Raw genomic sequence first — 18585 nt, 5'->3', positions numbered from 1 at the left:
AGGGAGGGGAATCGCGGGGGCGTGAGTTGATTGAGGTTGTGCAGCCGGGGGGAAGGGTTCTCTCCGGATGCCGGTTAAGGGAGTACCCCCGCCATCTTGGCCGGGGGCCTCAGACATCATCAAATACTGGAGATTGTAAGGATGAATAACGCTGAAACAATACAGGGAAGGAGCAGTGGTGCCGTGAAGGCTCTTTTCGGCAGCCTGGTCGGTTTACTGATTTTCTTTGTGCCATTTTCGGTTGGTTCCGGTAAATCGACGGTGCCGCTGGTGACCATCATCGGTGCCATCAAGGCGTTTCTGGGCGCGAATCTTGAGTACATTACCCTGGGGCTCACGGTGCTGTTGTGCATTACCTGGATTGCCTCCAAGGTGACCGGCAATGCCGCATTGCAACGCTATCACCGCAAAGACAACGCTATGGTCGGCCTGCTGTTCGTGCTGGGGGCGGTATTTGCCGCCCTGCTGGTGTTCAAGATCGGCCCCGACTGGTTTTTGCACAAGGATGTCGGCGGCCTGGCGCTTTATCTCGGCGGCAGCGTGTTCCTGACGGTCACCGTCGCCGGCTTTTTGGTGCTGTTCCTTACCGAATTCGGCTTCCTCGAGTTTGTAGGTACCCTGATGGAACCGCTGATGCGCCCGCTTTACCGGCTGCCGGGGCGCTCGGCCGTGGATGCCGTCGCCTCCTTTGTCGCCGCGCCGGCGGTCGGCATCTTTATCACCAACAAGCTTTACAAAAGCGGCCACTATACCCAGCGCGAAGCGGCCAGCATTGCCACCAATTTCAGCATCTGCAGCCTGGGCTTCTTTGCCCTGCTGGCCTCGATCGGCGGCATCATGGATTACCTGCCGCACATGATCATCTCGTCCTTTGTCATCAACTTCGTGCTGGCCGCGGTGGTCACCCGCATGCCGCCGCTGAGCCGCAAGCAGGATATCTATTTCGACGGCCAGCCGGCGCAGGATGCAGCAGAGGGGACGGGCGTACCGGGCGGCAATATATTGATGCGGGCCTGCACCGCCGCCGCCGAGCGGGCGTCGATGACGGGTCCCGATGTCTTCTATAAATATTTCTGGGAGGCGGCGACCTTTGCCCAGAAGATTGTCGCCTATATCCTGTCGATTGCCACCATAGCGCTGATCGTCGGTACCTATACGCCGGTATTCGACTACCTGGGGGTGCTGTTCGAGCCCTTGCTCAACCTGTTCGCCTTGCCCGATGCCGACAAGATAGCCCCGACGGTGCTGCTCTCCCTTGCCGAGATTGCCTTGCCGGCCATCATCATCGCCGGGGCCGATGTCGCGCCCATGAGCGTGTTCTTTGTCTGCACCCTGTCCACCATCCAGATCATCTTCTTTACCGAAAGCGCGAACGCCATGCTGGAGTCCGATATTCCGCTGTCGGTGAAGGATCTGATGGTGATCTTCCTGATCAGAACGGTGCTGGCCATTCCGCTGGTGGCGTTGGCGGCCCACCTGATCTTCTGAGGCTAATCGGCCTTAACGTTAAGGGGGCGGTGATGACGGCCCCCGGTTTTACCGTAATACGGGTATTGTGATGAATAGAGAATCCATGGCATTTGATGTGGTCATAGTGGGGGCCGGCCCCGCCGGGCTGTCGGCCGCCTGCCGGCTGATGCAGCAGGCCCGGGACGCCGAACGGGAACTGGCGGTCTGCGTGGTCGAAAAAGGTTCCGAAGTCGGCGCCCATATCCTCTCCGGCGCCGTGATCGAGCCGCGGGCGTTGAACGAACTGTTCCCCGACTGGCGCGATCTGGGGGCGCCGTTAAACACGGCGGTGACCGAAGACCGGATCTACCTGCTGAAAGACGCCGACAGCGCCCGCCGCATCCCCAAAGCGCTGGTGCCCAAGACCATGCACAACGACGGCAACTATGTGGCCAGCCTGGGCAACCTCTGCCGCTGGCTGGCCGAGCGGGCCGAAGCGCTGGGCGTGGAGATCTTCCCGGGCTTCGCCGCCGCCGAAGTGCTCTACCATGAAGACGGGCCTCTCAAGGGAAGCGTCAAGGGCGTCGCCACCGGCGATATGGGGGTGACCGCCAGCGGTGAGCAGGGCCTGAACTATATGCCGGGTATGGAACTGCACGCCAGGTACACCCTGTTCAGCGAGGGCTGCCGCGGCCACTTGGGCAAGCAACTGATCGAAAAATTCGCGCTGGACAAGGACGTCGACCCTCAGCATTACGGTCTCGGCATCAAGGAGCTGTGGGACATAGACCCGGCCAGGCACCAGCCGGGCCTGGTGGTGCACGGCGCCGGCTGGCCGCTTGAAGGCGATACCAACGGCGGCTTCTTCCTCTACCATGCCGAGGACCATCAGGTGGTGGTGGGGCTGATCATCGACCTCAACTACCGCAACCCCTGGCTGAGTCCGTTCGACGAGTTCCAGCGTATGAAGCATCACCCGTTGTTTGCGCGGACCCTCGAAGGCGGCAAACGCGTCTCCTACGGTGCGCGGGCCATCGCCAAGGGCGGCTTCAACTCGCTGCCGAAGATGACCCTGCCCGGCGCGCTGCTGCTCGGCTGCGATGCGGGCACCCTGAACTTCGCCAAGATCAAGGGCACCCACACCGCGATGAAGTCCGGCATGCTGGCCGCCGAGGCGGTGTTCGAAGCGCTTGCGGGCGGCGATGAGGGCGGCCAGGAGCTGTCGGTCTTCAGCGAGAAATTCAGGCATTCCTGGCTTTACGACGAACTGTTCCGCAGCCGCAACTTCGGCCCGGCGCTGCACAGGTTCGGCACCGTCCTGGGCAGCGCCTTCAACGTCATCGACCATAACCTGTTTGGTGGCAAGATCCCGGTGACGCTGCACGACCGCCGCCAGGACCATGCCGAGTTGAAGCCGGCGGCCGAGTGCCAGCGGTTTCCGTATCCCAAGCCCGACGGCAAGCTCAGCTTCGACAAGCTGTCCTCGGTGTTCCTGTCGAACACCAACCACGAAGAGGATCAGCCCAGTCACCTGCGGCTGAAGGACGCGCAGATCCCGCTGTCGACCAACCTGCCGAAATGGGCCGAACCTGCCCAGCGCTACTGCCCGGCGGGGGTTTACGAAGTGATCGATGAGGCAGAAGGCCGGCGCTTTCAGATCAATGCCCAGAACTGCGTGCACTGCAAGACCTGCGATATCAAGGATCCGTCCCAGAACATCCGCTGGGTGGTGCCGGAAGGCGGTGGCGGTCCCAACTATCCGAATATGTAAGCTGGGGAATGGGGATGGACCCCCATTCCCTGAATTGCTGATTATCGGGCCCGGTATGCCTGGATGGTTTGCACCATGCCGTCGGCGTCCAGCCCCAGTTTGGCCAGGATCTGCTGCTGGCCGCCCTGTTCGATAAACATATCGGGCAGGCCCAGATTCAATACCGGCACCGGCTTCTTGTGGCGCATCAGGCATTCGTTGACCGCCGAGCCGGCGCCGCCCATGACGGCGTTTTCTTCCACCGTCACCAGCAGCTGGTGGCTGTCCAGCAAGTCGAGCAGCAGCGCTTCATCCAGCGGCTTGACGAAGCGCATATCGACCAGGGTGGCGTCCAGCCGTTCGGCCGCCTCTGCGGCCTCCGCCAGCAGGGTGCCGAAGTTGAGCAGGACAATGTTCTTGCCCTGGCGCAGGACCCTGCCCTTGCCGATCTCCAATGCCGTCATCTCCTGCTCGATATCGGCGCCCGGGCCGGTGCCGCGCGGATAGCGCACCGCCGCCGGTCCCTGATGGATGAAACCGGTATAGAGCATCTGCCGGCACTCGTTTTCGTCGGCCGGCGTCATGATCAGCATATTGGGGATGGTGCGCATAAAGCCGAGATCGAAGGCCCCCTGATGGGTGGGGCCGTCGGCACCGACGATGCCGGCCCGGTCGATGGCGAACAGCACATCCAGCTCTTGCAGCGCCACGTCGTGGATCAGCTGATCATAGGCCCGTTGCAGGAAGGTGGAATAGATGGCCACGACCGGTTTCTTGCCCTCGATGGCGAGGCCGGCGGCCAGGGTCACCGCATGTTGCTCGGCGATGGCCACATCGAAATAGCGTTGGGGAAACTCCCGGGAGAATTTCACCAGTCCCGAGCCCTCCCGCATCGCCGGGGTGATGGCCATCAGCCGGCTGTCGGTGCGGGCCATGTCACACAGCCAGTTGCCGAAAATGGCCGAGTAGGACAGGCCGGAGCCGCCGCTCTTGGGCAGTTGGTGGTGGTTGGGATCGAACCTGGGCACGCCGTGGTAGCCGATGGGATCCTGCTCCGCCGGCAGATAGCCCTTGCCCTTGCGGGTCATCACATGCAGCAGCTGCGGGCCCTTGAGCTTGCGCATGTTGCGCAGGGTCTCGACCAGGGTCTCGATGTCGTGGCCGTCGATGGGCCCCACATAGTTGAAGCCGAACTCCTCGAACAGGGTGCCCGGCACCACCATGCCCTTGAGGTGCTCCTCGGTGCGACGGGCCAGCTCCTTGAGCGGGGGGACCGCTCCCAGGGCTTTCTTGCCGCCTTCGCGCAGGCTGCTGTAGAGCGGACCGGACATGATGCGCGCCAGCCGGTTGTTGAGTGCCCCGACATTTTCCGAAATCGACATCTCGTTGTCGTTGAGGATCACCAGCATGTCCTTATGTACATCACCGGCATGGTTGAGCGCCTCGAAGGCCATACCCGCGGTCATGGCGCCGTCGCCGATGATGGCAACCACCTTGCGGTCCTGCTGTTCCTCGTCGGCGGCGATGGCCATGCCCAGCGCGGCGCCTATGCTGGTGCTGGAATGACCGACACAGAGGGTGTCGTACTCGCTTTCGGCCCGCCAGGGGAAGGGATGCAGGCCCTGATATTGGCGGATGCTGGTCATCCGCTCCCGGCGTCCGGTGAGGATCTTGTGCGGGTAGGCCTGATGACCCACATCCCACACCAGGCGATCGAAGGGGGTCTTGTAGACATAGTGCAGGGCGACCGTCAGCTCCACCACCCCCAGGCCGGAGGCCAGGTGGCCGCTGCTGCGGCTGACCGAATGCAGCAGATAGGATCTCAGCTCACGGCACAGGGCCGGCAGCCGGTCCTGGGGCAGGCTGCGCAGTTCTTCGGGAACGTTGGCCAGGGCCAAGTTCGGGTAATCGGCGATATTCAGACTCATAGGCTTATTATTATCCTCGCCCTAAAATTCACGTTCGACGATATAGCGGGCGAATGTTTCCAGTGTGTGCGTATTGTAGGGAATGTCGGCCAGGGCCGCGCGCGCTTGCTGATGGAGCTCCCGGGCCAGCGCCCTGGCGCCATCCAGGCCCAACAGCGCCGGATAGGTGCTTTTTTGCTGGGCCGCGTCCTTGCCCTGGGTTTTGCCCAGGACCTGGGTGTCGGCGGTAATATCGAGAATGTCGTCCTGCACCTGGAAGGCCAGGCCGATGGCCTCGGCATAACGGCTGAGGGCCGTCAGGTGGGCCTCGTTCAGCTCGGATGCGCACAGGGCGCCCAGCCGCACGGCACAGCGGATCAGCGCGCCTGTCTTGTGGCGGTGGATGGACTCCAGGGTCGCCATCTCCACAGCCATGCCTTCATATTTGATGTCCAGCGCCTGGCCGCCGCACATGCCGTGGTAGCCGCTGGCGTGGGCCAGCTCCTGCACCATGCGCAGCCGCCGGCCGGCATCCAGGGCGCTGTCGTTGCCGCTCACCAGCTCGAATGCCAGGGTCTGCAGGGCATCGCCGGCCAGGATGGCGGTGGCTTCATCGAATGCCTTGTGCACCGTGGGTTGGCCCCGGCGCAGGTCATCGTTGTCCATGGCGGGCAGGTCATCATGGATCAGGGAATAGGCATGGATGCACTCGATGGCGGCGGCGGCGGTGTCCAGCGCCCGGGCATCGGCCTGCAGCAGCTCGCCGCTGGCATAGACCAGCAGCGGCCGGACCCGCTTGCCGCCTTGCAGCAGACCGTATTTCATGGCCGCCTTCAACTCGGGGGCCAGGTTGTCCAGTTGGTCGATATGATGCCGGAGCACGGCGTCGATGCGGGCGCCGTATTGTTGTTGCAGCAGCTGGAATGACACTTAGTGTTCCTCCCCGCTCTGGTCGAAGGGGAGGAGTTGCTCCTGATCCTGCTGCAGCAGGATCTGTACCTGTTGCTCGGCCTGGGTCAGCCGTTGCTGGCCGGTGCGCACCAGTTGGATACCCCGTTCAAAGGACTTGAGCGCCTGCTCCAGGCTTAGTTCGCCTTCTTCCAGTTGGCTGACCAGGGTTTCCAGTTCCTGTACGGCGCTTTCAAAATCCATATTTTCCGGTTTTTTGGCGGCCATCGGGATCCTCTGTCGTTAAGCCTGTATAATTGGCGGCAATAGTAACATTGCTGCTCGCCATTTGGCGAAAGATATACGGGGGACAGGGGGCCTTTAGTGACCCGGATATCAGAAAATCAGCACTCGATTTGAACCAGTTAGTCATTATTTAATCAAGAGCCCGGCTTTGCTGTATAATGCCGGGCTTTCATGTTTGTTTAGACAGCTCAGGCGTCCCGGTTTATGAAATTTATTATCAAGCTTCACCCCGAAATCACCATCAAGAGCAAGTCGGTACGCCGGCGCATGAGCAAGATATTGCAGGGTAATATCCGCAACGTGCTGCGTCCGCTGGACGAGAACGTCAAGATCCGCGCCGACTGGGACAAGCTGGTGCTGAGGAGTAATATCGAGGGTGAAGCCCATCGTCAGGCGATGATCGGCTACCTGTCCCACATCCCCGGCATACAGGCCTTCCTGGAAGTGCAGGAAATCCGCTTCAGCACCCTGGACGATATCCTGGAACATGCCCAGGCCATGTATGGCGAGCGATTGGCGGGCAAGACCTTCTGTGTGCGCTGCAAGCGCCGGGGTCAGCAGACCTTTAACTCGCTCGACGTGGAACGCTACGTGGGCGGTGGGCTGAACCAGCGGTGCAACACTGGCGGGGTACGCCTGAAAGATCCTGATCTGCAGGTCAACCTGGAAATCGACGAAGACCGCCTGTATTTGATCAGCGAGCAGCACCCAGGGCTGGGCGGTTTTCCCATCGCCACCCAGGAAAGCGTGCTCAGCCTGATGTCCGGCGGCTACGATTCGGGCGTGGCCTCCTATCAGTTCATCAAGCGCGGTAGCCGGGTGCATTACTGCTTCTTCAACCTGGGCGGCAGCGAGCACGAGGCCGGGGTGCGGGAGGTCAGTCATTATCTGTGGAAAAAGTACGGCTCTTCCCACAGGGTTAAGTTTATTGCCGTGCCCTTCGAAGGGGTGGTCACCGAGATCCTGGAAAAAATAGATTCCAGCCACATGGGGGTAGTGCTCAAGCGTATGATGATGCGCGCCGGCGCCGCAGTGGCACAGCGGCTGGATATCCAGGCGCTGGTGACCGGCGAGTCCATGGGCCAGGTGTCCAGCCAGACGGTCACTAACCTGAATGTGATCGACCGGGTGACCGACACCCTGATACTGCGCCCGCTGATCGCCGCCGACAAGCAGGACATTATCGATCAGGCCCGTCATATCGGCACGGCCCCCTTCGCCGAGAAAATACCGGAATACTGCGGGGTGATTTCCCAGAAGCCGACCATCAAGGCCAAGCTGGGCAAGGTCGAGGCGGAAGAGACCAATTTCGACTTCGGCGTGCTGGATACCGCCATCCAGGCCTCGTTTGTGGAAGATATCCGCAACCTGGCCAAACCCCGGGTGCTGCCGTCGGTGGAATTCAAGCAAGAGGCGGATGAGCTGGAAGTGATCCTGGATATACGAGCACCGGAAGAGGAAGAAGAGGCGCCGCTCACGGTGGAAGGCCGTCAGGTCGTGCATATGCCCTTCTTCAAGCTGGCCCATCAGTTTGCCGAGCTGGATCCCCAGCGGACCTACCTGCTCTATTGTGCCCGCGGGGTGATGAGCCGGCTGCAGGCCATACATTTGAAAGAGCAGGGCTTCGATAATGTGAAGGTCTACCGGCCATAACGGCTGTGTTGCTTACCACTCCCATGTGCTGATGGGAGTGGTTACTTGTCTGTTGATATGGGGCAGCTTATCAGCCGATAACGGTTTGTCAGAATTAATTCTGACCCACAACATCCCGCTTCCCGCTTCCCGCTTCCCGCTTCCCGCTTAATACCTGCCCTTGTCGGAAGAGCGTTTGACTATTTCCTGGTACAGCTGCTGGCAAACCGGCGCCGGCAGCTGATGCCGACTGGCCTGGCCGAGGATATAGCCGGTGATATAGTCGATCTCGGTAGGACGGCCATGGGCCAGATCCTGATGCATGGAGGAGTAGTTGGTGGCGGTCAGTTCCATCACCCGGTGCAGGCGTCGCTTGAACAGCTCCAGGGTTTCGGTTTCACCCAGGCGCAGCATCACCTGATGCACTTCTTCGGTCAGTTGTTCCAGCACTTCAAAGAAGCGGGGCTCGAGCAAGTCACCGTTATGGACACCATAACGGGCGGTCAGCGGGTTGATCACCGCGTTGACGGCCAGCTTTTGCCGCTGCAGGGCATGGATATCCTCACTCCATTGGGCGTGGCCGAAGGCGGTGGTCAGGGGGTGGCAGAGGTGTTGAAAGTCATGGGCCGCGTCATTCGCAGGCCCTATCCAGGTCTCTCCCTTGCCCGTATGGCGTATCAGCCACTCGCTTTCTTTCATGGCGCCATGGCTGGTGACGCCGACCAGTATGGGGTTGTCGGGGAACAGCGTCCTCACCGCATCGGTTACCCCCATGCCGTTATGCAGCAGGATGATGGGGCAGCTGGCTGGCAGGCCGCGCAGCCCTTGCAGGGCGCCGACCACCTGATAGGCCTTGGTGGTGACCAGCAAATGGGACAGTTGGCTGGCCTGCTCGGCGAACAGCGGCCGGGTATGGATAAGCTCATGGTGCCCGCCCAGGGTAATCAACTCCAGGCTGGGGTGCAGGTGCCCCCGGTGGCGCTCCGACAGCAGCAGGGAAACCGGGTGTCCCTGCTGGCGCAACAGCCCGGCAAATACGCAGCCTAAGGCCCCTGCACCGAGGATGGCCCACTCACTCATAGTGTTTCCCCTAATCGTTGTGGTTATTACTTTCTGTCTATCCTATTACGTTAACCGCCAAGCCTGGCCGAGGCCAGCGGATTTTAGTGCGCCGACAGCAAGGCAAACAAGCATTGGGCTACAAATAGGGTTAGCATAAGCCCTGAGATGGGCCCATCTCAGGGCCGGGTATAAGCAAGATAGAAGGAGTGAATATGCCGTCTTTTGACATCGTCTCTGAAGTGGAGATGACCGAGGTGCGCAACGCCGTCGACAACGCCAACCGCGAGCTGGAAACCCGCTTCGATTTCCGTGGCGTTCAGGCCAGCTTCGAACTCAATGACGACAAGGTCAAGCTGGCAGCCGACGCCGAGTTCCAGCTGCAGCAGATGCTGGACATACTGAGGGGCAAGCTGATTAAGCGCAATGTGGATACCCAGGTGATGGACGAAGGCGAGGTGGTGCATTCGGGCAAGCGCTATTTTCTGGAGGTGGCGTTCAAACAGGGCATCGACAGCGCCCAGGCGAAGAAGCTGGTCAAATTGATCAAGGACAGCAAGATCAAGGTGCAGGCCTCCATCCAGGGCGATCAGGTGCGGGTCACCGGTAAGAAGCGGGACGATCTGCAGGAAACCATGGCACTGGTGCGCCAGGCCGAGCTGGATCAGCCGTTTCAGTTCACCAACTTTCGCGACTGAGTCTCCTGTCGGCTATGGCGGGGTTTGCGGGAGCGGCGAGCAGCCGACAGTTGTCGCCTGTGAGTTCGGCTCTCTTACGAGCCGGTATTGAATAAATGGCGCCGCCAGCCCGATACAGTCACTTAGGAAGGATAAGGGACTCCCTAAGCCAACCGGCGATGGCATGGATGCCATCGCCGAGCATACAAGGATGTACTCGCTGCGTGTTGGCGTGGGATACCTTATCCTGACTCATCCCTTAACCGGCAAGCATTCGCCCTCTGGCCCCTTTAGTAGAATCAGAACTTGTAGGTCACCGAGAAATAATGGCCGAGCCCCGAGGTGTCCTGGTTGACACCGGTCGCCCCGCTGCTGTCCTGAAAGAACGCCATGTTGTTGTACAGCTTGGCGCCGTAACCCACCGCATAGCGTTCGGAATGCCAGTAGATGCCGTTGAACCATTCCAGGGCGTTGCTGGAGCGGCCGGTCATGCTGCCGACGGTATCGGCCCCGAACTTGTAGTCCAGATAACCCTGATAGGCGACAAAACTGCCGTTTTCAAAGGTGTGGAAGGGTTTGAACCAGTTGGTGGAGGCCATGTAGCCGTCAAACTTGCCTTCATCCGGGGCGCCGTAGTTTTCCCGTACATAGCGGCCGTAGAGGTTCAGGCCCATCTTGCCTAACCAGGGAACCTGTACATCTGAGCCCAGGCCCACATAATGCTCGAACAGGCCACCGAAGGCGCCATTGTCGGCCACATTGGTGACGGTGGCGATATACAGCTCCAGCACCGGACCGAAGGACAAGTCGGTCTTGGTCAGCGCATCCAGAGACAGGCGCGGCGCAAACTTGAAGAAGAAGTTATCCTTGCCGTTCAAATCATCGCCGCGGCTGTCGAAAATATCGAAGACATCCAGGTAGCCGTAGAGATCAAACAACCCGGAACGGCCGCCGAACTCCATCTCCATATAGGTGTCTTCCTGGTTGCGGAAGGGCAGCTTGTTGTCGACGCTGCGCATTAGGTTGAACTGCAGCCATTTGTAGTCGTTCTTGTGGATATCGTCGCTGTAATCGGCGGCACCGACGGCCGGTGCGCCGAATGCGGTCAATATACCGGCGGCCACCGCGGTGGTGATCCTCTTGGCCATCTGTCTCTTCCTCGTCGATTATTTGAGGTTTTCCCTAACCGTCACGTCGGGTTTACCTGGGGAGGCCGAGTCTAGGCAGGACAAAAAATGGCGCAAGACCGCAAACGATTGCGCCATGTCAGTTTTGTGACAGGGGTGGCATTAGTGATTTTTGGGGGGAAGATTGAGGCGGGTCACCCGCCAGATCAGGATCAGTACCGGCATGCCGATGGCGGCGGAGCCACAGAAGAAGCTGCTGTAGCCAAAATTATCCACCACGACGCCGGAAAAACCGGCGATAAACTTGGGCAGCAGTAGCATGACCGAGCTGAACAGGGCGTACTGGGTCGCGGAAAAGGCGACATTGGTCAGGCTGGATAAATAGGTGATAAAGGCGGCGGTGGCGATGCCGGCGCTCAGGTTGTCCACCGAGATAATCAGCGTCAGCAGTGGCACATGGGCACCCACCTGGCTCATCAGCGCAAACAGCAGGTTGGTGCCGGCGGTGAGAAACGCCCCCAGCATCAGGATGCGCAGGGTACCGAAGCGGCTGACCATAAGCCCGCCCAGTGCCGCTCCGACCAGGGTCATAATCACCCCGTAGACCTTGGTGACGGTGGCGATTTCCGACTTGCTGAAGCCCATGTCGACATAGAAGGAGTTGGCCATCACCCCCATCACCACATCGGCGATGCGATAACTGGCGATCAGCGCCAGGATCAGCAGCGCCTGCCAGCCGAAACGGCGGAAGAATTCGGCAAAGGGCGTTACCACGGCGCTTTCGATAAAGGCCAGCAGGCTGGCCAGCGGGGCTGGGCAGCCGCGCTCGATCAATGCCTGCCGGTGCTCGGCCTGGGCCTGTTGCTGAGCTGCCAGGTTGACTTCAGGCTCATGCAGAAGCAGGCAGGTGACCACCCCCACCAGCATGCAGCCCATCATCACCAGGTAGGCGACTTTCCAGCCGAGCGGATCATAGCCCAGATCCGAGCCTGCCCAGGCGGCAATGGCCAGTACCCCGGCGCCGGCCAGGATCATCGCCAGCCGGTAGCCGGTCATATAGGCGGCGGCCAGCGCCCCCTGCAGCCGTTCCGGGGCTGCCTCGATGCGGTAGGCGTCGATGACGATATCCTGGGTGGCGGAGGCAAAGGCGACGGCCAGCGCGCATAACGCCAGGCTGTAAATCTGGGTGCTGGGATCCGAGTACGCCATGCCGGCCAGCGCCGCCATGATGGTCAGCTGGGATACCAGCATCCAGCTGCGGCGCCGGCCCAGCCTGCGCGACAGCCAGGGCAGCGGCAGGCGATCAACCAGCGGCGACCACATCCATTTGACCCCATAGGCCAGGGCGACCCAGCTGAAAAAGCCGATGCTGGTGCGGCTGACCCCGGCCTCCCTCAGCCAGAATGACAGGGTGCCGAACACCAGCAGCAGCGGTAGTCCGGATGAAAACCCCAGGGCGAACAGGATCAGCACCCGGCGCTCGGCATAAATCGACAGGCTTTGCCGTATGCTGGTGAGGGTCAGGGTTTTGATACCGGCTCCTGGGCCATGGGGCCTTCGGCCTGTTCACCCAGGCGGCGTACCTCAAGCAGGACGATCGGCTCGTCGGGCACGTCCCGGGCGCGTAGCTGCATGTTCATCCCGGTGGGCACTCCGGCCATGCGCGTCAGGGCTTCCTGCCCGGCGGTAACCCGGCCGAACACCGTGTAGCCGGGGCTACGTCCACCGTCCAGGGATAGGTTGTCGCTCAGGTTGATATAAAACTGGCGGGTCGCGCTGTGGGGGTCCTGGGTGCGGGCCATGGCGATGGTGCCGGCCCGGTTGGACAGGCCGTTATCGGATTCATTTTCTATCGGGCCGTAGCTAGGCAGGGGCGCATAGTCGGTATCATAGCCGCCGCCCTGCACCACGAATCCAGGGATCAGCCGGTGGAACAGGCTGTTGTTGTAGCTGCCATCATCCACATAACGTAAAAAGTTGGCGACGGTGAGCGGTGCTGCCTGTTCATCCAGCTCCAGCTGCAGCTTGCCATGGCTGGTGACCAGCTCGACCCTGGGGCCGGCCAGTACCGCGCTGCTTAGCAGGCAGCCGAGTAACAGTAAAAAGGCCTTCATTTAGCCTCCGTTGATGAAGTTTTGTACATCCCGATCGGCGAGCATGTCCTGTACCAGTAGTGACAGCTGCTTGTTCAGCGCTTCCTTGACCTTATCCAGATCCGGATGCAGGCGGCCGGGGAATTCCTGCTGGGCACTGCGGCGATATTGCTTGGTCAGGCGCTGACCGTTGCGCTCCAGGGTCACCTGCATGCGCAACTGCTGTACCACGTCGTAGCTGATATGACCGCGGATCACCCGGGCCAGCACTTCCTGCAGCTCAAGTTCCATGCGGGTATTGGCACTGTTCTCGAGATACAACCCCTGGGTACTCAGGCCCTGGGCCAGCTTCTGCTCCATCTGTGCGCGCAGGTTGTTGCTGGCGCCGACCACCACCGGGGATTTGTCCTTCTGCTCTATCTGAATAATATAATCGTTGGCCCTGTTGTCCCGGCTGCTCAGGCTGACCGCCTGACCCCGGTAGACGCCGCCGCCGGCCTGGACCGTGGGATTCACATCGACGGCAATAGGGTAGTAACTGGCACAGGCGCTCAGGCCCAATGCCAGCACGGCACTCGCTAACCATTTCATTATGTTATTCCTTATGCGTTTTTAATGGCCCTCAGGATAACGAATTTCCGGTTGGATGCCACTACCCTCTGATTGCCAAAAAGCCGTTTCAGTTTCTGGTGGTAGTCCAGGTGACGGTTGGCAACCAGCAATAGCTCACCGCCACGCCTTAAGACCCGCTTGGCATCCACGAACATCTGCCAGGCGATATGATCGGTAATCGCCTGTTGCTGATGAAAAGGCGGGTTGCACAGTACCAGATCCGCGTCCTCCGGCCCCATGCCCTCCAGGCAGTTGTTAACCATGAACTGGGCACGGGACAGGGCATCCGGTAGGTTATCGCCGACATTGTGCCGGGCGCTGGCCACCGCCATATAAGACTCATCGACGAAGGTGACCCTGGCCTGGGGATTGCGCGCCAGCGCCACCAGCCCCAGCACGCCGTTGCCGCAGCCCAGATCAATGATGCGGTCGGGCCGGCCGGCGGGGATATGCTCCAGCATGAAACGGGCGCCCACATCCAGGCTGCCCCGGGAAAACACATTGGCCAGGTTGTGAATGGTCAGTTCGGTACCCTCCAGCGGCCAGCTCTGGATCGCTGGCACGGGGGAGGGCGCCTTGCCCATATCCGGCTCGGCGAAGATCAGCCGGGCCTTCTTCCAGGCCAGGCTGGTATGGGTCGGGCCTATGTAACGCTCGAACAGCTTGAGGGTCGAGCTGTGCACATCGCGGGCCTTGGCGCCGGCGATAACACGGGTTTCGGGGCCCATCACCTGGCTCAGACAGGCCAGCTGATGTTCCAGCATGGCGTTGATCTTGGGCAACTTGAACAGCACCAGCCCCGGTGCCTGGGGCCAGTCATCCAGGCTGTTCAGACTCTGCCAGTCGGCGGTAATATGGTTGTCACGGGCATTGTGTTCCAGGGCCAGCTCCGAGACCCGGGAGTCGAATATGGTGCAGGGGCGGTAGCGGTGCAGCGCCAGGGTCAGGGCGCCGAAGGCGTCGTTGACGATGATCAGTGGCGCCGAGTCGTCCCATGCCAGTGTGCCCAATTGCTGAATGAGGTATTCGTCCGCCGCCTCCCATGCCTGCAGGCCGTGATCGGTAAATTTGGGATAGCGGTGCAAGACCAGCTCGCCGCCCTGGGGCAGAGGAAAGTGATGGTTCATAACAGGAACAGGATCCAAGATGGCAAAGGCCCATTTTAACAGTTGGCAGGAGAAAAGCAGCATGAGCCTGTGGTCGTTTGAACCTGAGTGGATCCATCTGCCTCAGGGCCGTCTGCTGTGGTGCCCGGCGTTGTTCAGGGATATGGCGGACGGCTGGTTTGAGCACCTGGAGGCCGAGGTGCCCTGGCAACAACACCGATTGCGCCTGTTCGGTAAAACTCATGACGAACCCCGGCTGTCCTGCTGGATGGGTGAGCTGCCCTATCGTTATTCGGGACGGGTGCGGCAACCGGTGCCCTGGACCCCCACGGTACGGGCCATTCGTGAGCGGGTGGTGCAAATTTGTGAGCAGGATTTCAACGGCGTCTTGCTGAACCTGTACCGTGATGGCCGGGACAGCATGGGCTGGCATGCCGATAATGAGCCCGAGCTGGGGCGCAACCCGCTGATTGCCTCGGTCAGCCTGGGTGCCCCCCGGCGCTTCCTGCTGCGCCATTGCCACGACGGTCAGCGTCGGCAGCTGGTGCTGGGTCATGGCAGCCTGCTGGTGATGGCGGGAGAAATGCAGCATCATTGGCAACATGCGTTACCCAAGACCGCAGCGGCGACCGGCCGGCGCATCAACCTGACCTTTCGCACCGTCATTCATTCATAGGAAGCAAGCATGTCAATCCAGACCACCATTGAGCAAAAAATCAACCAGGCCTTTGCCCCCGAGCATATGGAGCTGATCAACGAGAGCCATATGCACAATGTCGCACCCGGTTCGGAAACCCATTTCAAGCTGGTGTTGGTCACCGAGCAGTTCGTCGGGCTGCGGCTGCTGGCCCGCCACCGGGCGGTCAACCAGTTGCTGGCCGAGGAACTGGCCGGCGGTGTGCACGCCCTGGCGTTGCATACCCTGACACCGGCCGAGTGGCAGGCCAGGGGCGGAGTACCGGCAAGCCCGGCCTGTCGCGGTGGCTCGTCGAACTGAGCGAACGGGCCAAGTTTGCCAGGTGTTTTGTTTACAATTCGCCCAATAAACCTGAGTTAAAAGTTTGTTTTTTTGTTGACAGGGCAACGCTTGCGGGTGACTGCGGCCAAAGCCTGATATTCGCTTTGATATCAGGCTGTTAATCTGGTTCACCGATCGTTGCCGGCACAAGCTTTTACCGTCGGAGCCAGCAATTTTTAGTAATTGCCATGGCAGGCGTGCTTTTAAAAGTGCTAGAATTACGCGCCTTTAATATCGGGCTGGATGTTACCGGACTGTAGTCATACTGTTGTCAACGCGATAGAGGCAAGCCGGTAGCGACTCATCAGCATGTTGTCATGTCCGTCATGGCAAGTACCTGTCTTCCCCTAACAAGTAGTGCAAGTGAGTATGATTACAATTAAAAAAGGACTGGACCTCCCGATCGCCGGGGCCCCAGAGCAAGTAATCTACGATGGTCCCGCCATCAAACGTGTTGCTACGCTGGGTGAGGAGTATGTGGGAATGCGCCCTACCATGTATGTCAAGGTAGAGGATCGCGTTAAGAAAGGTCAGGTTATCTTCGAAGACAAGAAGAATCCGGGCGTTAAATTCACAGCTCCTGCCGCAGGTCAGATCGTCGAGATCAACCGCGGTGCCAAGCGCGTGTTACAATCCGTTGTTATCGCCGTCGATGACAGCGAAGAGCAGATTACTTTTACTCAATATACTTCCGCCGATCTGGTTAAGCTGGATCGGGAAACCGTGCAAGAGCAGCTGGTTGAATCCGGTCTCTGGACCGCCCTGCGTACCCGCCCTTACAGCAAGGTGCCGGCCCTGGGCTCAACCCCCCACTCTATCTTTGTCACCGCCATGGACACCAATCCCCTGTCCGCCAATGCAGAGCTGATCATCAAGGAAAGTGCACAAGCCTTTACCGATGGTCTTGCTGCCTTGAGCCGCCTGACCGATGGTCAGGTGCATGTCTGTAAGGGGGAGGGCAGCCTGCCTCAGGCCCAACAGGGCAGTGTCAAGGAACATGTCTTCGTGGGCGTGCACCCCGCCGGCTTACCGGGTACTCATATTCACTTTATCGATCCTGTGGTGCCGGGTAAGGTAGTGTGGCATATCAATTACCAGGACGTGATCGCCGTCGGCAAGCTGTTCACCACAGGTGAACTGTATACCGACCGTGTGGTTGCCCTGGGCGGCCCCGTGGTACAGAAGCCCCGTCTGCTGCGTACCCGCATCGGCGCCTGCCTGACCACCTTGACCGAGGGTGAGCTGCAAGACGGTGAAAACCGCATCATCTCCGGCTCCGTGCTGTCCGGTACCAATGCCGAAGGCCCCTATGCCTACCTGGGTCGTTACCACCTGCAGGTATCCGTGCTGGCCGAGGGTCGGGAAAAGGAATTCATGGGCTGGATTGCCCCCGGCGCCAACAAATTCTCCGTGACCCGCGCCTTCCTGAGTCAGTTCACTAAAGGCAAGCTGTTCGATTTAACGACCTCCACCAACGGCTCCAGCCGTGCCATGGTGCCGATCGGGAACTACGAACGGGTGATGCCGCTGGATATCCTGCCCACCCTGCTGCTGCGTGACCTGTTGTCCAGCGATACCGACAGTGCCCAGACCATGGGCTGCCTGGAGCTGGATGAAGAAGATCTGGCGCTCTGCACCTATGTGTGCCCGGGTAAATATGACTACGGTCCTGTCTTGCGTAGCTGTTTGACCAAGATTGAGCTAGAGGGCTAAGTAATGAGTTTGAAAGACACTCTGGAAAAGCTCGAACACCATTTCGAGCCGGGTGGTAAATACGAAAAGTTTTACGCCCTTTATGAAGCCGTGGCGACCGTGCTCTATACCCCGGGCACGGTGACGCGCAATGCGTCTCACGTACGTGACAGCATCGACCTCAAGCGCATCATGATCATGGTGTGGCTGTCGGTATTCCCGGCCATGTTCTTCGGTATGTACAACACCGGTGGCCAGGCTATAGGTGCGCTGATCAACATGTACTCACCCGCGGAAATCGCGGCGCTGGCCGACGACAACTGGCGTTATGGCCTGGCCCAAGCCCTGGGTGCCACCCTGGGAGAGGGCGCAGGCTGGGGCAGTAAGTTGCTGCTGGGCGCCATGTACTTCCTGCCTATCTACCTGACCGTGTTCCTGGTCGGTGGCTTCTGGGAAGTGCTGTTTGCCTCGGTGCGCAAGCACGAAGTCAACGAAGGCTTCTTCGTCACCTCCGTGCTGTTCGCGCTGATCGTGCCCGCTACCCTGCCCCTGTGGCAGGCTGCCCTGGGGATTACCTTTGGGGTGGTGATGGCCAAGGAAATCTTCGGCGGTACCGGTAAGAACTTCCTCAATCCGGCCTTGGCCGGTCGGGCCTTCCTGTTCTTTGCCTATCCGGCGGAGATCTCCGGTGACTCGGTATGGACCGCGGTTGACGGCTTCTCCGGCGCCACCGCCCTGGGCCAGTGGGCTTCCGCTGGTCAGGCCGGGCTGCTGAATGCCAACACCGGCGAAGCGATCAGCTGGATGGACGCCTTTATCGGCAACATCCAGGGCTCCATGGGTGAAGTCTCCACCCTGGCTATCCTGCTGGGCGGCCTGTTCATCATCTATCTGGGCATCGCCTCCTGGCGTATCGTGGCCGGCGTGATGATCGGCATGGTGGCCACCGCGACCCTGTTCAACGTCATCGGCTCCGATACCAACGCCATGTTCTCCATGCCCTGGCATTGGCACCTGGTGCTGGGCGGATTCGCCTTCGGTATGATGTTTATGGCCACCGATCCTGTGTCCGCCTCCTTTACCAACAAGGGTAAATGGTGGTACGGCGCGCTGATCGGCGTCATGGTGGTATTGATCCGTGTGGCCAACCCCGCCTTCCCCGAAGGCATGATGCTGGCCATCCTGTTCGCCAACCTGTTCGCGCCCTTGTTCGATCACTTTGTGGTGCAGGCTAATATCAAACGGAGGCTGGCCCGTGGCTAAGAAAGA

The 18585-nt window shown here is 60.2% G+C and carries 17 protein-coding genes; 8 read left to right on the top strand and 9 right to left on the bottom strand.

Annotated elements, in window-relative coordinates; translation table 11 throughout:
- Window positions 1–183 precede the first annotated feature (183 nt).
- Together ABD806_RS07905 and ABD806_RS07900 are read left to right on the top strand one after the other, a co-directional pair.
- Window positions 184–1488: a YjiH family protein gene (locus ABD806_RS07905; RefSeq protein WP_344956629.1), complete on the top strand. Its 1305-nt coding sequence runs from the start codon at window positions 184–186 to the stop codon at window positions 1486–1488.
- Between the two features lie 70 nt (window positions 1489–1558).
- Window positions 1559–3220 carry an electron transfer flavoprotein-ubiquinone oxidoreductase gene (locus tag ABD806_RS07900; RefSeq protein ID WP_344956627.1) on the top strand — a complete coding sequence of 554 codons (1662 nt, stop codon included), beginning with the start codon at window positions 1559–1561 and terminating at the stop codon, window positions 3218–3220.
- Between the two features lie 41 nt (window positions 3221–3261).
- Here the strand turns inward: ABD806_RS07900 and dxs are convergent, their stop codons facing one another.
- From dxs to xseB, 3 genes are read right to left on the bottom strand one after another with little or no spacing between them, the layout of a single operon-like run.
- Window positions 3262–5127, bottom strand: coding sequence for a 1-deoxy-D-xylulose-5-phosphate synthase (gene dxs / locus ABD806_RS07895; RefSeq protein ID WP_344956625.1), 1866 nt, complete (start codon window positions 5125–5127; stop codon window positions 3262–3264).
- Window positions 5128–5148: 21 nt separating this feature from the next.
- Window positions 5149–6036, bottom strand: a complete 888-nt coding sequence (ispA, locus tag ABD806_RS07890; protein WP_425583089.1) for a (2E,6E)-farnesyl diphosphate synthase — start codon at window positions 6034–6036, stop codon at window positions 5149–5151.
- Window positions 6037–6282 carry an exodeoxyribonuclease VII small subunit gene (gene xseB, locus ABD806_RS07885; protein ID WP_344956623.1) on the bottom strand — a complete coding sequence of 82 codons (246 nt, stop codon included), beginning with the start codon at window positions 6280–6282 and terminating at the stop codon, window positions 6037–6039.
- A gap of 222 nt (window positions 6283–6504) precedes the next feature.
- On the opposite strand from xseB, the gene thiI reads away from it, so the two are divergent.
- A complete protein-coding gene (thiI, locus tag ABD806_RS07880) occupies window positions 6505–7953 on the top strand; it encodes a tRNA uracil 4-sulfurtransferase ThiI (RefSeq protein ID WP_344956620.1) in 1449 nt (482 codons plus the stop codon).
- 147 nt (window positions 7954–8100) lie between these two features.
- On the opposite strand, the gene ABD806_RS07875 is transcribed toward thiI, so the two are convergent.
- Window positions 8101–9012 (bottom strand): ketopantoate reductase family protein, encoded by a 912-nt coding sequence (locus ABD806_RS07875; protein ID WP_344956617.1) that lies wholly within the window; start codon window positions 9010–9012, stop codon window positions 8101–8103.
- Between the two features lie 194 nt (window positions 9013–9206).
- Here ABD806_RS07875 and ABD806_RS07870 point away from each other — a divergent pair, with 194 nt between their 5' ends.
- A complete protein-coding gene (locus tag ABD806_RS07870; protein ID WP_344956614.1) occupies window positions 9207–9689 on the top strand; it encodes a YajQ family cyclic di-GMP-binding protein in 483 nt (160 codons plus the stop codon).
- A gap of 278 nt (window positions 9690–9967) precedes the next feature.
- On the opposite strand, the gene ABD806_RS07865 is transcribed toward ABD806_RS07870, so the two are convergent.
- From ABD806_RS07865 to ABD806_RS07845, 5 genes are all read right to left on the bottom strand, one after another.
- Window positions 9968–10816: a nucleoside-specific channel-forming Tsx family protein gene (locus tag ABD806_RS07865; protein ID WP_344956612.1), complete on the bottom strand. Its 849-nt coding sequence runs from the start codon at window positions 10814–10816 to the stop codon at window positions 9968–9970.
- A gap of 141 nt (window positions 10817–10957) precedes the next feature.
- On the bottom strand, window positions 10958–12328 hold the full coding sequence (locus ABD806_RS07860) for an AmpG family muropeptide MFS transporter (protein ID WP_425583109.1): 1371 nt from the start codon (window positions 12326–12328) through the stop codon (window positions 10958–10960).
- Entirely contained in the window at window positions 12316–12909 is a 594-nt protein-coding gene (locus ABD806_RS07855) for a peptidylprolyl isomerase (protein ID WP_344956610.1), read from the bottom strand. The genes ABD806_RS07860 and ABD806_RS07855 overlap by 13 nt, the downstream gene beginning before the upstream one ends.
- On the bottom strand, window positions 12910–13479 hold the full coding sequence (locus ABD806_RS07850) for a YajG family lipoprotein (protein ID WP_344956607.1): 570 nt from the start codon (window positions 13477–13479) through the stop codon (window positions 12910–12912).
- An 11-nt stretch (window positions 13480–13490) separates the two neighbouring features.
- Window positions 13491–14627 (bottom strand): methyltransferase, encoded by a 1137-nt coding sequence (locus tag ABD806_RS07845; protein WP_344956605.1) that lies wholly within the window; start codon window positions 14625–14627, stop codon window positions 13491–13493.
- Between the two features lie 61 nt (window positions 14628–14688).
- Between ABD806_RS07845 and ABD806_RS07840 the strand changes: the two genes are divergently transcribed.
- From ABD806_RS07840 to ABD806_RS07825, 4 genes are all read left to right on the top strand, one after another.
- On the top strand, window positions 14689–15282 hold the full coding sequence (locus ABD806_RS07840) for an alpha-ketoglutarate-dependent dioxygenase AlkB family protein (RefSeq protein WP_344956603.1): 594 nt from the start codon (window positions 14689–14691) through the stop codon (window positions 15280–15282).
- Between the two features lie 9 nt (window positions 15283–15291).
- Window positions 15292–15603, top strand: a complete 312-nt coding sequence (locus tag ABD806_RS07835; RefSeq protein ID WP_344956601.1) for a BolA family protein — start codon at window positions 15292–15294, stop codon at window positions 15601–15603.
- 390 nt (window positions 15604–15993) lie between these two features.
- Window positions 15994–17337: a Na(+)-translocating NADH-quinone reductase subunit A gene (locus tag ABD806_RS07830; RefSeq protein ID WP_344956599.1), complete on the top strand. Its 1344-nt coding sequence runs from the start codon at window positions 15994–15996 to the stop codon at window positions 17335–17337.
- 3 nt (window positions 17338–17340) lie between these two features.
- Window positions 17341–18579 (top strand): NADH:ubiquinone reductase (Na(+)-transporting) subunit B, encoded by a 1239-nt coding sequence (locus tag ABD806_RS07825; protein WP_344956597.1) that lies wholly within the window; start codon window positions 17341–17343, stop codon window positions 18577–18579.
- Window positions 18580–18585 lie beyond the last annotated feature (6 nt).

Origin of the sequence: Zobellella aerophila (assembly GCF_039539325.1) — a bacterium.
In the GTDB taxonomy this organism is placed as follows: domain Bacteria; phylum Pseudomonadota; class Gammaproteobacteria; order Enterobacterales; family Aeromonadaceae; genus Oceanimonas; species Oceanimonas aerophila.
Note: the sequence above shows the minus strand (reverse complement) of the source record. Positions and strands in the feature narration are given on the sequence as shown.